Origin of the sequence: Citrobacter braakii (assembly GCF_009648935.1) — a bacterium.
Taxonomy (GTDB): Bacteria; Pseudomonadota; Gammaproteobacteria; order Enterobacterales; family Enterobacteriaceae; genus Citrobacter; species Citrobacter braakii.
On the sequence record NZ_CP045771.1, the window covers coordinates 4121131 to 4142825 of the forward strand.

The 21695-nt window shown below is 52.5% G+C and carries 17 protein-coding genes; 10 read left to right on the forward strand and 7 right to left on the reverse strand.

The features are described 5' to 3' along the window. Positions 1–10: 10 nt before the first annotated feature. Positions 11–2119 (reverse strand): bifunctional 23S rRNA (guanine(2069)-N(7))-methyltransferase RlmK/23S rRNA (guanine(2445)-N(2))-methyltransferase RlmL, encoded by a 2109-nt coding sequence (gene rlmKL / locus GFC06_RS19525; protein WP_016152475.1) that lies wholly within the window; start codon positions 2117–2119, stop codon positions 11–13. A gap of 98 nt (positions 2120–2217) precedes the next feature. On the opposite strand from rlmKL, the gene GFC06_RS19530 reads away from it, so the two are divergent. Further along, positions 2218–3324, forward strand: a complete 1107-nt coding sequence (locus tag GFC06_RS19530; protein WP_049042107.1) for a YcbX family protein — start codon at positions 2218–2220, stop codon at positions 3322–3324. Here the strand turns inward: GFC06_RS19530 and zapC are convergent. Next, positions 3321–3863, reverse strand: coding sequence for a cell division protein ZapC (gene zapC, locus GFC06_RS19535; RefSeq protein WP_016152473.1), 543 nt, complete (start codon positions 3861–3863; stop codon positions 3321–3323). The genes GFC06_RS19530 and zapC overlap by 4 nt on opposite strands. A gap of 165 nt (positions 3864–4028) precedes the next feature. Further along, on the reverse strand, positions 4029–5039 hold the full coding sequence (gene pyrD, locus GFC06_RS19540; RefSeq protein WP_047501150.1) for a quinone-dependent dihydroorotate dehydrogenase: 1011 nt from the start codon (positions 5037–5039) through the stop codon (positions 4029–4031). 242 nt (positions 5040–5281) lie between these two features. On the opposite strand from pyrD, the gene ssuE reads away from it, so the two are divergent. The 5 genes from ssuE to ssuB are packed head-to-tail and all read left to right on the forward strand — an operon-like array spanning position 5282 to position 9533. Further along, positions 5282–5857, forward strand: a complete 576-nt coding sequence (gene ssuE, locus GFC06_RS19545; RefSeq protein WP_016152471.1) for an NADPH-dependent FMN reductase — start codon at positions 5282–5284, stop codon at positions 5855–5857. Beyond that, positions 5850–6824, forward strand: coding sequence for a sulfonate ABC transporter substrate-binding protein (locus tag GFC06_RS19550; RefSeq protein ID WP_153690550.1), 975 nt, complete (start codon positions 5850–5852; stop codon positions 6822–6824). The genes ssuE and GFC06_RS19550 overlap by 8 nt, the downstream gene beginning before the upstream one ends. Then, a complete protein-coding gene (gene ssuD, locus GFC06_RS19555) occupies positions 6821–7966 on the forward strand; it encodes an FMNH2-dependent alkanesulfonate monooxygenase (protein ID WP_016156131.1) in 1146 nt (381 codons plus the stop codon). Before GFC06_RS19550 ends, ssuD begins: the two co-directional genes overlap by 4 nt. An 11-nt stretch (positions 7967–7977) precedes the next feature. Then, positions 7978–8769, forward strand: coding sequence for an aliphatic sulfonate ABC transporter permease SsuC (gene ssuC / locus GFC06_RS19560; protein WP_141875041.1), 792 nt, complete (start codon positions 7978–7980; stop codon positions 8767–8769). Beyond that, positions 8766–9533: an aliphatic sulfonates ABC transporter ATP-binding protein gene (gene ssuB / locus GFC06_RS19565; RefSeq protein ID WP_016152467.1), complete on the forward strand. Its 768-nt coding sequence runs from the start codon at positions 8766–8768 to the stop codon at positions 9531–9533. Before ssuC ends, ssuB begins: the two co-directional genes overlap by 4 nt. A 103-nt stretch (positions 9534–9636) precedes the next feature. Here the strand turns inward: ssuB and pepN are convergent, their stop codons facing one another. Then, positions 9637–12249 (reverse strand): aminopeptidase N, encoded by a 2613-nt coding sequence (gene pepN, locus GFC06_RS19570; RefSeq protein ID WP_153690551.1) that lies wholly within the window; start codon positions 12247–12249, stop codon positions 9637–9639. A 265-nt stretch (positions 12250–12514) separates the two neighbouring features. Here pepN and pncB point away from each other — a divergent pair, with 265 nt between their 5' ends. From pncB to aspC, 4 genes are all read left to right on the forward strand, one after another. Further along, on the forward strand, positions 12515–13717 hold the full coding sequence (gene pncB, locus GFC06_RS19575) for a nicotinate phosphoribosyltransferase (RefSeq protein WP_016152465.1): 1203 nt from the start codon (positions 12515–12517) through the stop codon (positions 13715–13717). A 165-nt stretch (positions 13718–13882) separates the two neighbouring features. Further along, positions 13883–15283, forward strand: a complete 1401-nt coding sequence (gene asnS / locus GFC06_RS19580) for an asparagine--tRNA ligase (RefSeq protein WP_016152464.1) — start codon at positions 13883–13885, stop codon at positions 15281–15283. 600 nt (positions 15284–15883) lie between these two features. Further along, positions 15884–16960: a porin OmpF gene (gene ompF, locus GFC06_RS19585; RefSeq protein WP_016156126.1), complete on the forward strand. Its 1077-nt coding sequence runs from the start codon at positions 15884–15886 to the stop codon at positions 16958–16960. A 183-nt stretch (positions 16961–17143) separates the two neighbouring features. Then, positions 17144–18334 carry an aspartate transaminase gene (aspC, locus tag GFC06_RS19590; protein ID WP_016152462.1) on the forward strand — a complete coding sequence of 397 codons (1191 nt, stop codon included), beginning with the start codon at positions 17144–17146 and terminating at the stop codon, positions 18332–18334. A 54-nt stretch (positions 18335–18388) separates the two neighbouring features. Here aspC and GFC06_RS19595 read toward each other — a convergent pair whose 3' ends face one another. The 3 genes from GFC06_RS19595 to ldtD form a co-directional block, all read right to left on the reverse strand. Then, the gene (locus tag GFC06_RS19595; protein WP_003035823.1) at positions 18389–19036 is read right to left on the reverse strand and encodes an MBL fold metallo-hydrolase; all 648 of its coding nucleotides are present in this window, start codon (positions 19034–19036) and stop codon (positions 18389–18391) included. Between the two features lie 28 nt (positions 19037–19064). Beyond that, positions 19065–19613, reverse strand: a complete 549-nt coding sequence (locus GFC06_RS19600; protein WP_016152461.1) for a YcbK family protein — start codon at positions 19611–19613, stop codon at positions 19065–19067. A 177-nt stretch (positions 19614–19790) separates the two neighbouring features. Then, positions 19791–21542 carry a L,D-transpeptidase gene (gene ldtD / locus GFC06_RS19605; RefSeq protein WP_153690552.1) on the reverse strand — a complete coding sequence of 584 codons (1752 nt, stop codon included), beginning with the start codon at positions 21540–21542 and terminating at the stop codon, positions 19791–19793. Positions 21543–21695: the final 153 nt, after the last annotated feature.

Genomic DNA, 21695 nt, shown 5'->3' on the forward strand with positions numbered 1-21695 from the left:
ATTTATCCTTTCAGGCTGCGGTAATCAGCCAGCAATTGTGGATCTGACGGTTACGGGCAAAATCCTGGGAAAGCGTTTTTTGGGTGATTTCTTGTGCTTTTAATCCCAGTTCAGCCAGACCGTCGAGATCCATACGGAACCCACGCTTGTTGTTGGAGAACATGATCGTGCCGTCTTTACGCAGCAGACGTTTCAGATCTTTCATCAGCGCCAGATGATCGCGCTGTACATCAAACGAGTCTTCCATACGTTTTGAGTTAGAGAACGTCGGCGGATCGATGAAAATCAGATCAAACTGTTCATTGGCATCGCGCAGCCAGCCCAGGCAATCGGCCTGAATTAAACGGTGAGCGCGACCACTCAGGCCGTTCAGGCGCAGGTTACGCTCAGCCCACTCCAGGTAGGTACGCGACATATCAACCGTCGTGGTGCTACGTGCACCGCCCAGCCCGGCATGAACGCTGGCACTGCCGGTGTAGGAAAACAGGTTAAGGAAATCCTTACCTTTACTCATCTGGCCCAGCATGCGGCGCGCAATACGGTGATCGAGGAACAAACCGGTATCAAGATAGTCTGTCAGGTTGACCCACAGGCGGGCGTTGTACTCACTTACCTCAATGAATTCACCCTTCTCATTCATCTTCTGATACTGGTTCTTCCCTTTCTGCCGCTCACGGGTTTTCAGCACCAGTTTATTTGGCGCGATTTCCAGGACAGACAACGTTGCGGCAATGATATCGAACAGGCGTTGACGTGCTTTTTGCGCATCGACCGTCTTCGGCGGAGCGTATTCCTGAACCACGACCCACTCACCGTAACGGTCCACTGCAACGTTGTATTCCGGCAGGTCAGCATCATACAGGCGATAGCATTCAATTCCTTCCTGACGCGCCCATTTTTCCAGCTTCTTGATATTCTTGCGCAGGCGGTTGGCATAATCTTCCGCGACCGTGGCTGGCTTGCTGTCCGCAGTGGTCTCTGCAACGTGATAGTTTTTCTGTACGCAATCCAGCGGACCGTTTTTCGCTTTGAACTGCTTATCAGCGCGCAATTGCAGGCTGCTGAGCAAATCCGGAGAGGCGCTGAACAGCGACAAATTCCAGCCGCCAAACTGGTTTTTCATCGTACGGCCCAGCAAGCTATGCAGGGCAATCAGCGCCGGTTCGCTATCCAGACGTTCGCCGTAGGGCGGGTTACTGATCACCGTACCATACGGTCCCTTCGGCAGTGGATTACTCAGTTTGGCGACATCTTTAACGTCAAATGTCATCAGATCGGCAATACCTGCGCGGCGGGCGTTACTACGCGCTTTTTCAATCACGCGCGCATCGCTGTCGGAGCCATAGAAGTGCGAAGTATAGTCAGCAAGCCCCTTACGCGCACGCACCTGAGCTTCGGCTTTAACCTCTTGCCAGACGGCTTCATCGTGCTGTGCCCAACCGCTAAAGCCCCAGTACCCGCGGTGCAGGCCCGGCGCGCGATCGGTTGCCCACATCGCCGCTTCAATCAGCAGCGTGCCGGAGCCGCACATCGGATCAAGTAACGGTGTGCCCGGCTGCCAGCCAGAACGCATAACAATAGCGGCGGCCAGCGTCTCTTTAATCGGCGCCTGACCCGCGCGATCGCGATAACCGCGCTGATGCAAACCGTCACCGCTCAGATCGAGCGCAATGCTGGCGGTATCTTTGTTCAACCAGACGTTGATACGCAGATCCGGAGATTCACGATCCACATTCGGACGCGGCAGATTTTTGCGGGTAAAGGCATCGACAATCGCATCCTTGACCTTCAGCGCGCCGTACTGGCTGTTACGAATGGTCTCGTTCAGGCCGCTAAAATGGACGGCAAACGTAGCACCAGGATTAAATATCTCTGTCCAGTCGATTGCCTGAACGCCGAGGTACAGATCAAGATCGCTGTAGACCTTGCACTCTCCCATCGGCAGGATAATGCGCGAGGCCAGGCGGCTCCACATCAGGCTCTGGTAAACAAGCCGCGTGTCGCCCTTAAAATGGACCCCACCCTGAACGACCTGACACTCCAGCGCGCCGAGGTTTTCCAGTTCAGTTTTTAACAGCTCTTCCAGCCCGCGGGCCGTACTGGCAAACAGAGAATTCATAATGTCACTTTTACTCCTAGAAAATTGCTGCGCATTATAGCTAATATGGGCTGTATGTCATAAAGTTGAAGGCTTATTTTCGTTCAAGGGGCTGTGCAGTGGTAACGTTGACCCGACTTTTTATTCATCCGGTTAAATCAATGCGTGGAATTGGACTCACGCACGCCCTGGCAGACGTGAGCGGTCTCGCCTTGGATCGTATATTTATGATTACCGAACCCGACGGGACGTTCATTACCGCCCGACAGTTCCCGCAAATGGTCCGCTTTACCCCTTCCCCTTTCCACGATGGACTTCATCTCACGGCTCCAGACGGCAGCAGCGCGCTCGTGCGATTCGCAGACTTCGCCACCCAGGATGCGCCGACAGAAGTGTGGGGAAACCATTTTACCGCGCGTATTGCACCAGCGGCTATCAACCTGTGGCTGAGCGGCTTTTTCTCCCGTGACGTGCAGTTGCGCTGGGTGGGTCCGCAACTGACACGCCGGGTGAAGCGCCACGCTGATGTTCCTTTGTCCTTTGCCGATGGTTATCCCTACCTGCTGGCCAACGAAGCATCTCTGCGCGATGTGCAACAGCGCTGTCCGGCAAGCGTCAAAATGGAACAGTTTCGCCCCAATCTGGTAGTTTCAGGGGCTGACGCCTGGGCAGAAGACACCTGGAAAGTGATTCGCATTGGCGACGTCATTTTTGATGTGGCAAAACCCTGTAGCCGCTGCATTTTCACTACCGTTAGTCCAGAAAAAGGCCAGAAACATCCGTCTGGCGAGCCGCTCGCCACGCTGCAAACCTTCCGGACAGCGGTGGATAACGGCGACGTCGATTTCGGCCAGAATCTTATCGCACGCAACAGTGGCGTTATTCGCGTCGGCGATGAGGTAGAAATTTTGGCAACCGGTCCCGCCAGAGCTTACGGTGCGGCGGAGCCAGACGATACCGCACTGGAACAACAGCCCGATGCCACGGTACTTATTGACTGGCAGGGCCAGACCTTTCGCGGAAATAATCAGCAGGTATTGCTTGAACAACTGGAAAACCAGGGTATCCGGGTGCCCTATTCATGCCGGGCAGGAATTTGCGGATGCTGTCGAATTCGACTGTTGGAAGGCGAAGTTAGTCCGCTGAAAAAATCAGCGATTGGGGATGACGGGACGATTCTGTGCTGCAGTTGCGTTCCCAAAACGACAATCAGGCTGGAGAGTTAAACCGCCTGTTCAAGGCTGAAACTGTCGGCAATAACCTGCGGTTTCAGTCGGTCATTCATTATTTTAATCGCGTCGCCAAGTTGCATTGTTCGCCCGGCAATAACCACACCAGGTTGTGCAAGCAGACAAAGCGCGGCATTTTCACCCGGTTCAACCACTAACAGGTTTACCTGTTCATCCGTATCGCTTAAATCCACACAAGCAGCATCCCCCACGACTGGCGACCAGTTAATACCGTGTGCGACAAAGTGCCAGCTTTTTGGCATTTGCGGTTTAAGGTAACGAATCGCCACCAGCGCATTAAGCACCAGTTCCGCCTTTTGCTCTTTGGCTAAATCCAGGTAGCGACATTTTTCTTCAAAGGAAAAATAAAGCGCGGCGTCATCAACACAAAAACCCGACGGAGAAAATGCATCTGGAGTGAGCATTTTACGAGCAAAACGCGAACGGAATAACATGCCATTGGCTAAATCGAGCATCATACGATCGTGCTCTTCATCATAATACCAGCGCCAGTTATCGTCGGGTTTAATTCGCATCAGTTTCTCTCCTTTCCTTAATCATCACCATTACGACAGTATCCTTTTGCCGCTTCGTTTATTGCCTTAATAATAAAAGCTCAGAATGTTTAAATAAGCAACAGTAAAGGAATATAAAACAACCAGGGCCAGAAATAAAGCCCTGGATTGTGATTAAGGTAGCATTCAGATATTGGTGACGATTTCTTTAATCAACGGTGGGCCTTTAAAAATAAAGCCCGAATAAATCTGTACCAGAGAAGCACCGGCAGCTATTTTCTCACGCGCCGCGATTACTGAGTCGATACCACCAACCCCAATAATCGGCAGCTGACCTTTTAATTCCTGAGACAACTGGCGAATAATTTCTGTACTTTTTAATTGTAACGGTCGACCGCTCAGGCCACCCATTTGATCGCAATTTTTCATTCCCTGAACGAGAGAACGATCGAGAGTGGTGTTAGTCGCAATTACGCCATCAATATTATGACGAACTAAACTGTCAGCAACCTGGATCAGTTCTTCCACAGAAAGATCCGGTGCGATCTTAACCGCCACTGGAACATATTTATGATGGATCTCTTGCAGATCATTTTGCTTATTTTTAATTGCCGTCAGAAGATCATCCAGCGCCTCACCATATTGCAGCGTACGTAATCCAGGCGTATTCGGTGAAGAGATATTAATCGCGATATAACCAGCATAAGCATAGACTTTTTCCATACAAATCAGATAGTCATCTTTGCCGTTCTCTACCGGAGTATCTTTATTCTTACCAATATTAATCCCCAGAATACCGTCAAAATGCGATTTTTTGACGTTCTCAACCAGGTTATCAACCCCCAGGTTATTAAACCCCATGCGGTTGATCAAACCTTCTGCATCGACCAGACGAAACAGACGTGGTTTATCATTACCCGGCTGAGGACGCGGCGTCACGGTACCAATCTCAATGGAACCAAATCCCATCGCGCCGAGCGCATCAATGCACTCCCCGTCTTTATCCAGTCCGGCAGCAAGCCCGAGTGGATTTTTAAACGTCAGCCCCATACAGGTAACCGGTTTTGCGGGTACTTTCTGGCGGACAAGCGCTTCGAGCGGCGTGCCGGTAATGCGACGTAATTGCTGGAATGTCAATTCATGAGCGCGCTCTGGATCGAGCTGGAAAAGGGCTTTACGAACGAAGGGGTAGTACATGAACTCTCCTGGATTCCCGGTGTGCAAACCGGGGGCGTATTATGTGCGATCGCGAGCAAAAAGGGAATTGACCTGCGGCAATAAATAGCAATCGTTTTCCTGCTTCCTCCTTTTTATTCATTTTTCAACTTTTCTATCCCGTATAAATCATTTCGATAAACAAAGTCTCTCTGCCAGACTGCACAAATTGTTATCAATGTTAATCAAAAGCAAACAATTGGTTATAAGTGGAGAATAAAATTATGCGCGTCATCACTCTGGCGGGAAGCCCACGCTTTCCCTCTCGCTCCAGCGCGTTGCTGGAATATGCCCGAGAAAAATTGAACGGCCAGGATGTCGAAGTCTTTCACTGGAACCTGCACAACTTTGCCCCGGAAGACCTGATCTATGCCCGTTTTGACAGTCCGGCGCTGAAGACATTTATCGAACAACTACAGGATGCAGACGGGCTGATTGTCGCAACGCCGGTCTACAAAGCAGCTTACTCTGGCGCACTGAAAACGCTGCTCGATCTGCTCCCCGAGCGGGCGCTGGAAGGAAAAGTGGTTTTGCCGCTGGCGACTGGCGGCAGCGTGGCGCATTTACTGGCCGTCGATTACGCGCTGAAACCGGTGCTGAGCGCGTTAAAGGCTCAGGAGATCCTGCACGGCGTGTTTGCCGATGATTCACAGGTCATCGACTATCAGCATAAACCGCAGTTTACGCCCAACCTGCAGCAGCGCCTGGACAGTGCGCTCGACACTTTCTGGCTGGCGTTGCATCGTCGCGATCTCCAACTCCCGCAACTGAACGCCCTGCGAGGTGCCGCCCATGCTTAATCTGCTCAAGCGTCACACCTCATGGCTGGCATTTACCGGGCTGCTGTCCCTGTCATCCTTGGCGCATGCCGCAGAATCGGCTCCGGATGCCCTGCGCATTGGGTATCAGAAAGGAAGCGTCAGCATGGTGCTGGCAAAAAGTCATCAGCTACTGGAGAAACGCTACCCACAGACCAAAATCTCGTGGATTGAGTTCCCGGCTGGACCGCAAATGCTGGAAGCACTCAATATCGGCAGTATCGATCTCGGCAGTACCGGTGACATTCCGCCAATTTTCGCCCAAGCCGCCGGAGCCGATCTGGTTTATGTGGGCGTCGAACCGCCCAAACCGAAAGCCGAAGTGATTCTGGTGCCGAAAAATAGCCCGATCCAGAGCGTTGCGCAGCTCAAAGGGCATAAAGTCGCCTTCCAGAAAGGTTCCAGCGCCCACAATTTACTGCTCCGGGCGCTGCAACAGGCAGGGTTGAAATTTACCGATATTCAACCGACTTATCTGACCCCCGCCGATGCGCGAGCGGCCTTCCAGCAAGGAAACGTCGATGCGTGGGCTATCTGGGATCCCTACTATTCGGCCGCATTACTGCAAGGTGATGTGCGCGTGCTGAAAGACGGCTCAGACCTCAAGCAGACCGGTTCGTTTTATCTCGCTGCACGTCCTTATGCCGAAAAAAATAGCGCTTTTGTTCTTGGCGTACTGGATACCTTTAGCCAGGCGGATGCGTTAACTCTCAGCCAACGCCAGCAAAGTATTACTCTGCTGGCTAAAACCATGGGTCTGCCCGAGCCGGTAATTGCGTCTTATCTGGATCACCGTCCGCCAACCACCATTACGCCCGTCAGCGCCTCGGTTGCCGCCCTACAACAACAAACCGCGGATCTGTTTTATGACAACCGTCTGGTGCCGAAAAAAATCGATATTCGCCAGCGTATCTGGCAACCCACTCAGCAGGCAGGAGAAAAATTATGAGTCTGAACATGTTCTGGTTTTTACCCACCCACGGTGACGGTCATTATCTGGGGACGGAAGAAGGTTCGCGCCCGGTCGATCACGGTTATTTGCAACAAATTGCGCAAACAGCCGATCGTCTGGGATTTACTGGCGTTCTGATCCCAACCGGTCGCTCCTGTGAAGATGCCTGGCTGGTCGCCGCGTCGATGATCCCGGTCACCCAGCGATTAAAGTTTCTGGTCGCGCTTCGTCCAAGCGTAACCTCGCCGACGGTCGCCGCCCGCCAGGCTGCGACGCTCGACAGACTCTCTAACGGCCGGGCGTTATTCAACCTGGTAACCGGCAGCGATCCACAAGAGCTGGCGGGTGACGGCGTGTTCCTTGATCACACCGAGCGCTATGAAGCCTCTGCTGAATTCACTCAGGTCTGGCGGCGTTTGCTGCAAGGTGAAACCGTGGATTTCAACGGCAAACACATTCATGTCCGCGGCGCGAAACTGTTTTTCCCTCCTGTACAACAACCCCGGCCACCGCTTTATTTCGGCGGTTCGTCTGATGTCGCACAAGATCTTGCTGCCGAGCAGGTTGATCTCTATCTGACCTGGGGCGAGCCACCTGAACAGGTGAAAGAGAAGATTGAACAGGTGCGGGCCAAAGCGGCGGCGCTCGGGCGCAAGATCCGCTTTGGTATTCGTCTGCATGTGATCGTCCGGGAGACAACACAAGAGGCGTGGCAGGCAGCGGATCGTCTGATAGCCCATCTGGATGACGACACCATTGCCAAAGCCCAAGCCGCCTTCTCAAGAACGGATTCGGTTGGTCAGCAGCGAATGGCTGCACTGCACAACGGTAAACGCGACAAACTGGAAATCAGCCCGAACCTGTGGGCAGGAGTTGGACTGGTGCGCGGTGGCGCGGGTACCGCGCTGGTCGGAGATGGTCCGACGGTCGCGGCGCGTATCAACGAGTATGCCGCACTGGGAATCGACAGTTTTGTGTTGTCCGGGTATCCACATCTGGAAGAAGCATACAAGGTTGGCGAGCTGCTGTTCCCACATCTGGATGTCGCTATACCAGAAATTCCGCAGCCGCAGCGCCAGCATCAACAAGGCGAAGCGGTGGCAAACGAATTTATCCCACGCAAAATCGCGCAAAGCTAAGGAGCCTGCTGATGGCAACGCCGAAAAACAGGTGGTTACTGCGCCTCGCGCCCTGGTTTTTACCGGTTGGGTTGGTCGCGCTCTGGCAGCTCGCATCATCAATGGGCTGGTTGTCCACCCGCATCCTGCCCTCTCCGGAGGGCGTTGTCGAAGCCTTCTGGACGCTTTCCGCCAGCGGCGAGCTTTGGCAGCATCTGGCGATCAGCTCCTGGCGCGCGCTGGTAGGCTTCTCCATCGGCGGATCGATTGGCCTGACGCTGGGACTGATTAGCGGTCTTTCGCGGTGGGGAGAACGCCTGCTGGATACTTCGGTGCAGATGCTGCGTAACGTGCCGCATCTGGCGCTGATCCCACTGGTGATTTTGTGGTTCGGCATTGATGAATCCGCCAAGATCTTTCTCGTCGCGCTGGGCACGCTTTTTCCGATTTACATCAACACTTGGCATGGGATCCGCAATATCGATCGCGGTCTGGTAGAGATGGCTCGCAGCTATGGGTTGTCTGGTTTTTCACTATTTATTCATGTGATCCTCCCCGGTGCCCTGCCCTCGATTATGGTTGGCGTGCGTTTTGCTCTCGGGCTGATGTGGTTGACGCTTATTGTCGCGGAGACCATTTCAGCCAATGCCGGCATTGGTTACCTGGCAATGAACGCCCGCGAATTTCTGCAAACCGATGTGGTCGTGGTGGCCATTATTCTCTACGCCCTGCTCGGCAAACTTGCCGACGTCTGCGCCCAATGGCTGGAGCGGATCTGGCTGCGCTGGAACCCGGCTTACCATGTGAAGGAGGCTACCGTATGAATACCGCTCGCCTAAACCAAGGCACGCCGCTTTTACTGAGTGCCGTGACGAAGCAATACGCCGCCAATACGGTGCTCAATCAGTTAGATTTGCACATTCAGGCCGGACAGTTTGTTGCCGTGGTTGGCCGCAGCGGAGGAGGAAAAAGCACGCTACTGCGTCTGCTGGCTGGGCTGGAGTCTCCCACCTCAGGTGCATTACTTGCCGGAACCACCCCGCTGGCAGAAATTCAGGAGGATACGCGAATGATGTTTCAGGATGCGCGTCTGCTGCCCTGGAAGACGGTTATCGATAATGTGGGTCTGGGTCTGAAAGGTCACTGGCGCGATGCGGCCCGGGACGCGCTGGCCGCAGTTGGGCTGGAGAATCGTGCTCAGGAATGGCCTGCCGCCCTGTCCGGTGGACAAAAACAGCGCGTGGCCCTGGCGCGGGCATTAATTCATCGTCCCGGTCTGCTGCTGCTGGATGAACCCCTCGGTGCGCTGGATGCCTTAACCCGCCTTGAAATGCAGGAGCTGATTGTCTCTTTATGGCAAGAGCACGGCTTTACCGTACTGCTGGTCACCCATGACGTCAGTGAAGCGGTGGCAATGGCCGATCGCGTGTTGCTTATTGAAGATGGAAAAATCGGACTGGATTTAACAGTGGATATTGCGCGACCACGCCGGATTGGTTCGGTGCGTCTGGCAGAGCTGGAAGCAGAAGTGTTGAACCGGGTAATGCAGCGTAGCGAAACGGAACAGCCGATCCGCCGGCATGGATAAGCATTCAGAAAAATCAGGCCCAGTAAGCGCAAGCGCCACCGGGCCTTTTGCCGGATAGCGGCGTTACCGCCTATCCCGGCTTACAAAACGACAGGTCAACGTTTCAGGCTAACGCTTTGGTTACCTTCTCGAACAGATCGCCGGAGAGATTCTCCAGACCTTTCAGCTGTTCCAGCGCCGCGCGCATCTGCGTCTGACGTTTTGCATCATACCGTTTTAAGCGAATCAGAGGCTCAATCAGACGTGACGCCACCTGCGGGTTACGGCTATTGAGTTCAGTCAGCATGTCAACCAGGAACTGATAGCCGCTGCCATCTTCCGCATGGAATGCCGCCGGGTTGCTGCCCGCAAAGGCACCAATCAGAGACCGGATTCGGTTCGGGTTACTCATACTGAAGGAACGGTGCTTCAGTAAGCCACGTACCGTTTCCAGCACGTTTCTCGCCGGGCTGGTGGATTGCAGGATAAACCATTTGTCCATCACCAGACCGTCATGATGCCACTTATCGTCATACTCCTGCATTAGCGTGTCGCGGCAAGGCAATTGCGCCGCGACTGCCGCGGACAGCGCCGCCAGCGCATCGGTCATATTGTTTGCTTCACGGTACTGCTTGCTGACCAGCGTGTCGGCCAGATGGGTTTCACCAAAGGCAAGGAAACGCAGGCAGGCATTACGTAGCGTACGCTTGCCAATATCGGCATGCTCAACGCGGTACTCATCAAGATGATTAGCGTTATAGATGGCGAGGAATTCATCCGCCAGTTCGGCCGCCAGCGTGCGAGTTAACGCTTCACGTACTTCCGTTATCGCCACCGGATCGATGATGTCGAACAGTTCAGCAATTTCATTCACCGAAGGCAGCGTCAGAATCTCTGCCGCCAGTGCCGGATCGATTTTCTCATCCAGCAAAATCGCCCGTAATGCATCGGCCACGTGTACCGGCAGCGACAGCGGCTGTCCCTGCTGATGGCGGGCTACGTTGAGCTTAATATAGGTCGCCAGCAAGCTTTGCGCCGCGTCCCAACGAGAGAAATCGTTACGCGCATGACGCATCAAGAAAGTCAGTTGCTGATCGCTCCATTTGTATTCCAGTTTTACCGGTGCGGAAAATTCGCACAGCAGTGCCGGAACCGGCTGGAAGTAGACATTATCAAAGACAAACGTCTGCTCAGTCTGGGTGACATTGAGTACGGAATTCACCGGGTGCCCGCCTTTTTGCAGCGGGATCACTTTCCCTTGGTTGTCATACAACTCGAGGGCGAAAGGAATATGCAGCGGCTGTTTTTCGGCCTGATCCGGCGTGACCGGCGTGCGCTGGCTGATAGTCAGCGTGTACTGCTCAGTGGATGGATTGTAGTCATCACGCACGGTCAGAATCGGCGTACCGGACTGACTGTACCAGCGGCGGAAATGCGAAAGATCGACGTTGGACGCATCTTCCATCGCCTGCACGAAATCATCACAGGTTGCAGCGCTGCCGTCATGACGCTCAAAGTACAACTGCATCCCTTTCTGGAAGTTAGCCTCACCGAGCAGGGTGTGGATCATACGAATAACTTCAGCGCCCTTTTCGTACACGGTCAGGGTATAGAAGTTGTTCATTTCAATGACCATATCCGGACGGATAGGATGCGCCATTGGGCTGGCATCTTCGGCAAACTGCAGGCCGCGCATGGTGCGCACATTGCTGATCCGGTTTACCGCGCGTGAGCCGAGATCGGAACTGAACTCCTGATCGCGGAACACGGTTAGCCCCTCTTTCAGGCTCAACTGGAACCAGTCGCGACAGGTCACGCGGTTGCCGGTCCAGTTGTGGAAATATTCGTGACCGATGACGCGCTCAATATCGAGGTAGTCTTTGTCGGTGGCGGTATCGGTACGTGCCAGCACATATTTGGAGTTAAAGATGTTCAGACCTTTATTCTCCATCGCCCCCATGTTGAAGAAATCGACCGCGACAATCATATAAATGTCGAGGTCATATTCGAGGCCAAAGCGCTCTTCATCCCATTTCATGGAGTTTTTCAGCGAGGTCATCGCCCACGGCGCGCGGTCCAGGTTGCCGCGATCGACGTACAGTTCCAGCGCCACTTCACGCCCGGAACGGGTGGTAAAGGTGTCGCGCAGGACGTCGAAATCACCGGCTACCAGCGCAAACAGATAACACGGTTTCGGGAACGGATCCTGCCACTGTACCCAGTGACGACCATTTTCCAGTTCCCCCTGCGCCACGCGGTTACCGTTGGAGAGCAGGAACGGATATTGGGTTTTATCGGCGATAATTTTGGTGGTAAAACGCGCCAGAACATCCGGCCTGTCGAGATACCAGGTAATATGGCGGAACCCTTCCGCTTCACACTGGGTGCACAGCGCGTCGCCGGACTTGTACAGTCCTTCCAGCGCGGTATTGGCCGCCGGGCTAATTTCATTCACGATACGCAGCGTAAAACGTTCCGGCAGTTGACTGATGACCAGAGCGCCCTCTTCTTCTTTATACTCTGCCCACGGCTCGTCGTTCACGTGGATCGACACCAGGGTCAGATCTTCACCATTCAGGCGCAGGGGCGCATCGGACGCGCCATGACGGACAGCCTGGCTCACGGCGGTGACCACGGTTTTTTCAGCATCCAGGTCAAAGGTCAAGTCAATATCAGTAATCTGGTAATCCGGCGCACGATAGTCGTGACGGTATTTGGCTTGTGGCTGTTGTGTCATAAAAAACCTTTAGCATCTTTGGTAGAGTCTCGGCTTCAGTCTATTCCTGTTGCGTAAATCGCGCTACGCAGAATGTTCATCTTTTCAGGCACAAACACCCTTTTTGCTACATTTTTATAACACGCGGCACGAATTGCCCTCGACCAGAAAGACAGCTTATGGTGTGATCGGGGTTCAATAAATCGCTAAACAAGGTATACTCCAGCGGTTTTCTTAGTTGTTTATTGTACTAAACGCTCCCGTGAGAGGATGCTACTGCGCACCTATGACACAATTCGCTTCTCCTGTTCTGCACTCGCTGCTGGATACAGACGCTTATAAGTTGCATATGCAGCAAGCCGTTTTTCACCACTACTATGATGTACAAGTAGCGGCTGAATTTCGTTGCCGTGGCGATGACCTGCTCGGTATTTATGCCGATTCTATTCGTGAGCAGGTGAATGCTATGCAACACCTGCGACTGCAGGAGGACGAGTACCAGTGGCTCTCCGGCCTGCCTTTCTTTAAAGCTGATTACCTCACCTGGTTACGTGATTTCCGCTATAACCCGGAACAGGTTTGCGTCACCAATGATAACGGTAAGCTGAACATTCGCTTAACCGGGCCGTGGCGTGAAGTGATCATGTGGGAAGTCCCGCTGCTAGCGGTTATCAGCGAGATGGTACACCGTTACCGTTCGCCCGAATCAGGCGTCCCGCAGGCACTCGATGAGCTGGAAAGCAAACTAGTAGAATTCTCTGCTTTAACGAAAGATGTCGATATGTCCCGCTTCCATCTGATGGATTTCGGTACGCGTCGTCGTTTTTCACGTGAAGTACAGCAGGCTATTGTTAAACGCCTGCAGCGAGAGCCTTGGTTTGTCGGCACCAGTAACTACGATCTGGCCCGCCGCCTGTCATTAACCCCAATGGGCACGCAGGCGCATGAGTGGTTCCAGGCTCATCAGCAAATCAGCCCTGAGCTTGCCACCAGCCAGCGCGTTGCCCTGGCCGCCTGGTTAAATGAATATCCTGACCAACTCGGCATTGCGCTGACCGATTGCATCACCATGGATGCGTTTTTACGCGACTTTGGCGTCGAGTTTGCGACCCGCTATCAGGGTTTACGCCATGACTCAGGCGACCCGGTGGAATGGGGTGAAAAAGCCATCGCCCATTATGAAAAACTGGGCATTGATCCGCTGAGCAAAACGCTGGTGTTTTCAGATAACCTCGATTTGAAAAAAGCGATTGAGCTCTACCGCCACTTCTCTTCTCGTGTGCAGTTGAGTTTTGGTATTGGCACACGTTTAACCTGTGATATTCCCCAGGTTAAGCCGCTCAATATTGTAATCAAGCTGGTGGAATGTAACGGCAAACCTGTGGCGAAGTTATCTGATAGCCCGGGTAAAACCATCTGCCACGATAAAGCGTTCGTGCGCGCGCTACGCAAAGCCTTCGATTTGCCGCATATTAAAAAAGCCAGTTAAACCTTCCAGGGAGCCAGTTTGGCTCCCTTTTCACGCTAATTTCCGAAATCTTTCACTCCAGCTACGAATTCTGCTTGTCTGATTGCAGATGCCAGGTAACATAGGTATCCCCCCATTACGGGTGGACATGTGTTTATATATCCGACTATTAACAGAGAGAATATTATGAGCGTTGTGCCTGTAGCCGACGTACTCCAGGGCCGCGTAGCCGTTGACAGCGAAGTCACCGTGCGCGGATGGGTGCGTACCCGCCGAGATTCAAAAGCTGGCATCTCCTTCCTCGCCGTTTATGACGGTTCCTGCTTTGATCCTGTACAGGCCGTCATCAATAATTCTCTGCCCAATTACAATCAGGACGTACTGCGCCTGACGACGGGTTGTTCAGTTATCGTAACGGGTAAAGTCGTTGCATCTCCTGGACAAGGACAGAGCTTTGAAATTCAGGCCACTGAGGTTGAAGTAGCCGGCTGGGTTGAAGATCCTGATACCTATCCAATGGCGGCTAAGCGTCACAGCATTGAGTATCTGCGTGAAGTGGCGCACATGCGCCCACGTACCAACATGATTGGTGCCGTCGCGCGTGTACGTCATACGCTGGCGCAAGCGCTGCATCGCTTCTTCCACGAGCAGGGTTTCTTTTGGGTATCGACTCCGCTGATCACCGCTTCCGATACGGAAGGTGCCGGTGAAATGTTCCGCGTGTCTACGCTGGATCTGGAAAACCTGCCGCGTAACGATCAGGGCAAAGTCGATTTCGACAAAGACTTCTTTGGTAAAGAAGCTTTCCTGACCGTTTCCGGTCAGCTGAACGGCGAAACCTACGCCTGTGCTCTGTCCAAAATTTATACCTTTGGCCCGACGTTCCGTGCAGAAAACTCTAATACCAGTCGTCACCTGGCAGAGTTCTGGATGCTGGAACCGGAAGTGGCTTTCGCCGACCTGAACGATGTTGCAGGCTTGGCTGAAGCGATGCTGAAGTACGCGTTCAAAGCCGTACTGGCTGAGCGTGCGGATGATATGAAATTCTTCGCCGAACGTGTCGACAAAGACGCGATTTCACGCCTGGAACGTTTCATTGAGGCTGACTTCGCGCAGGTGGATTACACCGACGCGGTAAGCATTCTGGAAAAATGCGGCAAACAGTTCGAAAACCCGGTTTACTGGGGTGTGGATCTCTCTTCTGAGCACGAACGTTATCTTGCTGAAGAGCACTTTAAAGCGCCGGTCGTCGTTAAAAACTACCCGAAAGATATCAAAGCGTTTTATATGCGCCTTAACGAAGACGGTAAAACCGTTGCAGCAATGGACGTCCTGGCTCCGGGAATCGGTGAAATCATCGGTGGTTCTCAGCGTGAAGAGCGTCTGGACGTACTGGATGCCCGTATGCTGGAAATGGGTCTGAACAAAGAAGATTACTGGTGGTATCGCGACCTGCGTCGCTACGGTACCGTTCCACATTCCGGCTTCGGTTTGGGCTTTGAGCGTTTGATCGCTTACGTGACCGGCGTGCAGAACGTCCGTGACGTTATTCCGTTCCCGCGTACCCCGCGTAACGCCACGTTCTAACCCTGCATTTTTGATACAAAAGCCAGCATTGCTGGCTTTTTTTGTCACCGCTTCACGTTTTGGGATCCCCCTCCCGCGTTTAACACAACCCTTCGCCTTCCCCCTTCCTGTTACGTAATATTTCATCGCAACATATTTGAACAAAAAATAATCAGCATTTTTATTGTGGATTAGCATTTTCTGATTAAATAGTACATTTTCTGACCATTTGCACGGCATTCCAGACGTCCAGAAATAGCTATCTGTAAACCATGAACTTTATGGCAGAACAGAGAAAAAAGGTGTTTATCTAAATTAAATATAAGAAAATCATATAAATAGAAATAGAAGTGGTGATTTTTAGCGCACGGACATCTGAAATTTGAAGTTGTTCACAAAGTTGCACAAAAATAACATTTTGTTACACACTTTTTCTTTTTGAAACCAAATCTTTATATTTGTAGCACTTTGACGGTAGCGAAACGATAGTTTGAATGGAAAGATGCCTGTCAGACACATAAAGACACCAAACTCTCATCAATAGTTCCGTAAATTTTTATTGACGGAAATTATTGGCGGCAGTGGCAGGTGTCATATAAAAACCGATGAGGGTAATAAATAATGATGAAGCGCAATATTCTGGCAGTGGTTATCCCTGCTCTGCTGGTAGCCGGGGCAGCTAACGCTGCAGAAATCTATAACAAAGATGGCAACAAAGTAGACCTGTACGGTAAAGCAGTAGGTCTGCACTATTTTTCCAAGCACAACGGTGACAATGCTTACGCACCTAATGGCGATCAGACTTACGCCCGTCTTGGTTTCAAAGGGGAAACTCAGATTAACGACCAACTGACCGGTTACGGCCAGTGGGAATACCAGTTCAGCGGCAATAACTCTGAAGGCGGTGATGATGCTCAGAATGGCAACAAAACCCGTCTGGCGTTTGCCGGTCTGAAATTTGGTGATGCAGGCTCCTTCGATTACGGTCGTAACTACGGCGTCGTTTACGATGCACTGGGTTACACCGATATGCTGCCAGAATTCGGTGGTGACACTGCTGCTTCCGACCAGTTCTTCTCCCAGCGTAACGGCGGTCTCGCAACTTACCGTAACTCTAACTTCTTCGGTTTGGTTGAAGGCCTGAACTTCGCTGTTCAGTACCTGGGCAAAAACGAGCGTGATGACGTTCGTCGCTCTAACGGTGATGGCGTTGGCGGCTCTGTTAGCTACGAATTCGAAGGTTTTGGTATCGTAGGTGCGTATGGTGCAGCTGATCGTACCGATGCCCAGCAAAACCCACTTCTGCGCGGCCACGGCGACAAAGCTGAGCAGTGGGCGACCGGCTTGAAATACGATGCTAACAACATCTACCTGGCGGCGAACTACAGCGAAACCCGTAACGCAACCCGTATCGCTAACGGTTATGCTAACAAAACTGAAGACGTCCTGTTGGTTGCTCAGTACCAGTTCGACTTCGGCCTGCGTCCGTCCCTCGCCTATACCAAATCTAAAGGTAAGGACATCGAAGGAATCGGCGACGTAGATCTGGTGAACTACTTCGAAGTGGGTGCGACTTACTACTTCAACAAAAACATGTCCACCTATGTTGATTACATCATCAACCAGATCGATTCTGACAACAAACTGGGCGTAGGCTCTGACGACACCGTTGCAGTGGGTATCGTTTACCAGTTCTAATAGCAGACCTCTTTGTTAAATGCCTTAAAAACAGGACTTCGGTCCTGTTTTTTTATCTCTGCTAGCGGATTCTTGCGTCTTAAAAAAACACCTCGGCTTTTCGTCAGTAACGGTTGGCATTTTGTAAATCTACCGTTAACCTGATAGCGGACTTCCCTTCTGTAATCACTATGGAACCTCGTCATGTTTGAGAACATTACTGCCGCTCCTGCCGACCCCATTTTGGGTCTGGCTGATTTGTTTCGTGCCGATGACCGCCCAGGAAAAATAAACCTTGGGATCGGTGTATATAAAGATGAGACAGGCAAAACGCCGGTACTGACCAGCGTTAAAAAAGCCGAGCAATATATTCTGGAAAATGAAACCACCAAAAATTACCTTGGCATCGACGGTATTCCAGAGTTTGGTCGCTGCACTCAGGAATTACTGTTTGGTAAAGAAAGTTCGCTTATCAACGACAAACGTGCGCGTACAGCACAGACCCCTGGCGGCACTGGCGCACTGCGTGTGGCCGCTGATTTCCTGGCAAAAAACACCTCAGCTAAACGCGTATGGGTGAGCAATCCAAGCTGGCCAAACCATAAGAGCGTCTTTAACTCTGCCGGTCTGGAAGTTCGTGAATACAACTATTACGATGCCGCGAACCACTCATTAGACTTTGATGCGCTGCTGGCAAGCCTCAGCGAAGCGCAGGCTGGCGACGTGGTGTTATTCCACGGCTGCTGCCATAACCCAACCGGTATCGATCCTACGCTGGAGCAGTGGCAAACGCTGGCTCAGCTTTCTGTCGAAAAAGGTTGGTTGCCGCTGTTTGACTTCGCATACCAGGGCTTTGCCCGCGGTCTGGAAGAAGATGCTGAAGGTCTGCGCGCATTCGCTGCGCTGCACAAAGAGCTGATCGTCGCCAGCTCCTACTCCAAGAACTTTGGTCTGTACAATGAGCGCGTAGGCGCCTGTACGCTGGTTGCAGCCGATGCTGAAACCGTCGACCGCGCGTTTAGCCAGATGAAATCCGTCATTCGTGCCAACTATTCCAACCCACCAGCACACGGTGCGTCGGTTGTGGCAACCATCCTGAGCAACGATGCCCTGCGCGCTATCTGGGAGCAGGAACTGACTGATATGCGTCAACGCATCCAACGCATGCGTTTGCTGTTTGTGAATACGCTGCAAGAGAAAGGTGCGAACCGCGATTTCAGCTTTATCATCAAACAGAACGGCATGTTCTCATTCAGCGGCCTGACCAAAGAGCAGGTTCTGCGTCTGCGTGAAGAGTTTGGTGTCTATGCCGTCGCTTCCGGACGTGTGAACGTAGCAGGAATGACGCCAGATAACATGGCGCCGCTGTGCGAAGCGATTGTCGCAGTACTGTAATCTATCGCGTACTAAAAAGGCCGCAATAGCGGCCTTTTTCATTTATCTGCGGTGTTACCAGACTGGCATTTCATCCTGCAGGAACGGATTATGTAGCCGTTCGTTGCCCAACGTCGAAAGTGGGCCGTGACCCGGAATAAACGTCACGTCATCGCCCAACGGCAACAGTTTACGTTTAATCGAATCAATCAATTGACTATGATCTCCGCGAGGAAAATCGCTGCGCCCTACGCCGCCTTTGAAGATCACGTCACCAGAAATCAGTAGCTTTGATTGTTCATCAAAGAAGACCACATGTCCCGGCGTGTGACCCGGGCAATGCAGTACCTGCAACGTCACGTTACCCACGCTTACCCGGTCGCCTTCATTCAACCAGCGATCGGGCGTCAGCGGCTCACAATCGCCCAGGCCAAACATGCGACTCTGAGCAGGAAGTCCTTGTAACCAGAACTCATCTTCTTTTTCCGGACCAATAACCGGTACACCATAATGCTGTGCCAGTTCAGCCGCCGCACCTACGTGATCAAGATGACCATGGGTGAGCAGGATCTGCATTAGCGTCAGGCCACTGGCATCGACTTCCTGTTTGATTTTCTCAGCGTCGCCGCCGGGATCGACCAGCGCAGCCAGACGGGTTTGCTCACACCAGATTAACGAGCAGTTCTGGGCGAATGCAGTGACCGGAATAATACGATAGTTCATACGGCTCCTGTTTCATTAAGCTTATGGATCACCAATGACGCGCCGGTCCGGTGTCAATATGCACAAAGTTACTGCGTGGGTAGTATCCTACACCACCTGCGCGCATAGATAACGCAGCTTTGCGAATATTACTTAATGCGATGCCTTCAATATGGAAATCCATGGCCTGCCCTTTCGTGTGGTAGCTTTTCTTTGCCACACCGCGGCTGTGCGCACGTAATTCATTATTGGTATCAATAGAGCGGTAACCAGAAATAAGCTGTACGGGTTTACGCGTGCCCAGCAGGCCCTGCAGACGGAAGAGTTGATCGAACAATCCCGGATCGATGGATTTCACTTTATTCGCACGAAAATCACGGAAAAAGTGATTAAGTTTAGCTAATTCGTCCTGAATATAGCCCCTGCCATCAAAAAACTCTGCTTTTATTGACTCACCGGTATGCAGGTTATTCAGAGTCAAAATGCGCGGACGTGGGGTAGAGAGTGTAGCAAACGCAGGCGTAGGCAAGATGGCAGCGCCGAGGGCAATGCCACCAAGCGCCAGCAGTTTGCGGCGATTAGCGTCAAATTTGTCCATGGTTTTAAGGTCTACAAGGTCAATGTTATCGTATGTATGCTCTAGCGCACGCGGGAAACCTTATCTGGCTAAGTAGTCCACGTCAAGGCTCCCAACCCCAGGAAATACGGGGCTTGCAGCCATTTCGCCCCGTTTCCAGCATAACTTACGACAATTATTTTCCTCGAACTGCTTCATTTATCTGATTAATTGTTCAGCTTTTGACACAATTTGTGCACTGGATCGCGCTGTCTGATCGTAATTGTAAATATCTGTACGATACTGCGTGCGACCATCCGGGCCAACAAATGCGGTCAGATAGTAGAGGTTAACGGGGATATTCTGGCGAATATTCACGTACCTTGTATCCCCTTGCTTCAGGGCATCCGAGATGCGCGTATCATTCCACCCCGCATCCTGTAGCAGCATATTCGCCAGCTCAGATGCCTTGTTCACGCGCACGCAGCCGGAGCTTAACGCCCGCGAATCCTTCTGGAACAGAGTGTGGTTCGGCGTATCGTGCAGATAAATAGCATCCGAACTCGGCATATTGAATTTATAGCGTCCGAGCGAGTTACGCGCTCCCGGAGCCTGCTGGAAGCGGAACGGCAGATTGGAGGCGGTGATGGTGGCCCAGTCAACCTGCCACGGATCTATCGTCTCTTTGCTGTTCCAGCCGCGCATTACGGTATAGCCGTGACGCTCAAGATACCCCGGATCATTCCAAACCTTAGGCAGAATATCCTTCCGGGCCAGCGTCGGCGGCACGTTCCACGGCGGGTTAACGACCACGTTATTCAGCGCACTGCTCATCATCGGCGTTTTACGATCGGGACGTCCGACGATAACGCGCGAGGCCAGCACCTGATTGCCGTTCTGATAATACACCAGCGAGTAGGCAGGAATATTCACCATAATACCGGTAGACAGCGTACCCGGCAGCAGGCGCAAGCGCTGAATATTTAACGCCAGCACGCCCGCACGTTGAGCGGGCGTCACGTTCAGCCAGTCACGCGTGGCAGGGCCAATCGCGCCATCGGCCCCAAGCCCCTGCCACGTCTGAAATCGCTTAACCGCGTCAACAAGTTCACGATCGTAAGCGCTACGGCCTTCTTTGACAGCCGTACTGACAACAGATTCCAGCATCCCGGTGCGGCGCAAAATTTCACGCAGCGCAGGGATGTCGTTACTCCACTCCCCCGGACGCAGCGTCGCGGTACTGGTCAGTTGCGGCCAGGGCCGCGTATCACCCACCAGCTTGAGCAGCGATTCATGCATGGCTGCGTACTGCGGATGTTGCGGTGCCAGGCTGGCGACAAACGAAGTCAGTTGACCGTTATCCAGCGCGACTTGCCATTGGTTGATCACGGAAATCGGCGGCGTCGTCAGCGCATAGGGCTTATCGCTATAGAGCCAGCGATTACCTTTGACGGGGATGTTGGCAATAAAGTGCAGATATCCCATCATCGCATCTGAGAGCACGATATCTCGCGCCTGACCGGTTACTGCCGGGTCAGTCAGTAGAGCAACCCAGGTGGTGAACTGCGGCTGAAAGCCGGCAATCGCCACTTCAGCTAACTGTTGCTGAAAGGCTTTTACCGCATCACGATTTTCCCACATCGGTTTCATTTCGCGTGCGGCATACAGCAGTTCCAGTTGGCTCATATAAACCGGTGTGAAGCCCGCTGGAAGTTGAGATTGTAATTCGGCGCGGGCTTTATCAACTGACACGCCCTCGGGCAGTGGTTGGATACCTGCCATGGTAGCCGTCGCGGAAGATTGAGCCTGCGGCTGCGATAACGCTGTTGGCTGTTCACTGACGGTCGCTGAGCTATCGCCAGGGATCATTTCAGGCTCATCGGCCTGCGCATTGAACAGTGGAGCGAATGTTACGGCCAGGCACAAACTAATTGCCGACAGCCGACGACCACACATTTTATTAAGCAACATCCCTTGCCCCCTGTTTTTTTATCATACTTTGAGTAGCCAGGCCGTATGTCTTCCCCTTATTTTGGCGGGGCCGAACCTGTAAAACGCCAATACAAGCTGAAGTATGACGAGCAAGCCTGTGACGCGTTAGGCTTACCTTTAGTATATAAACAT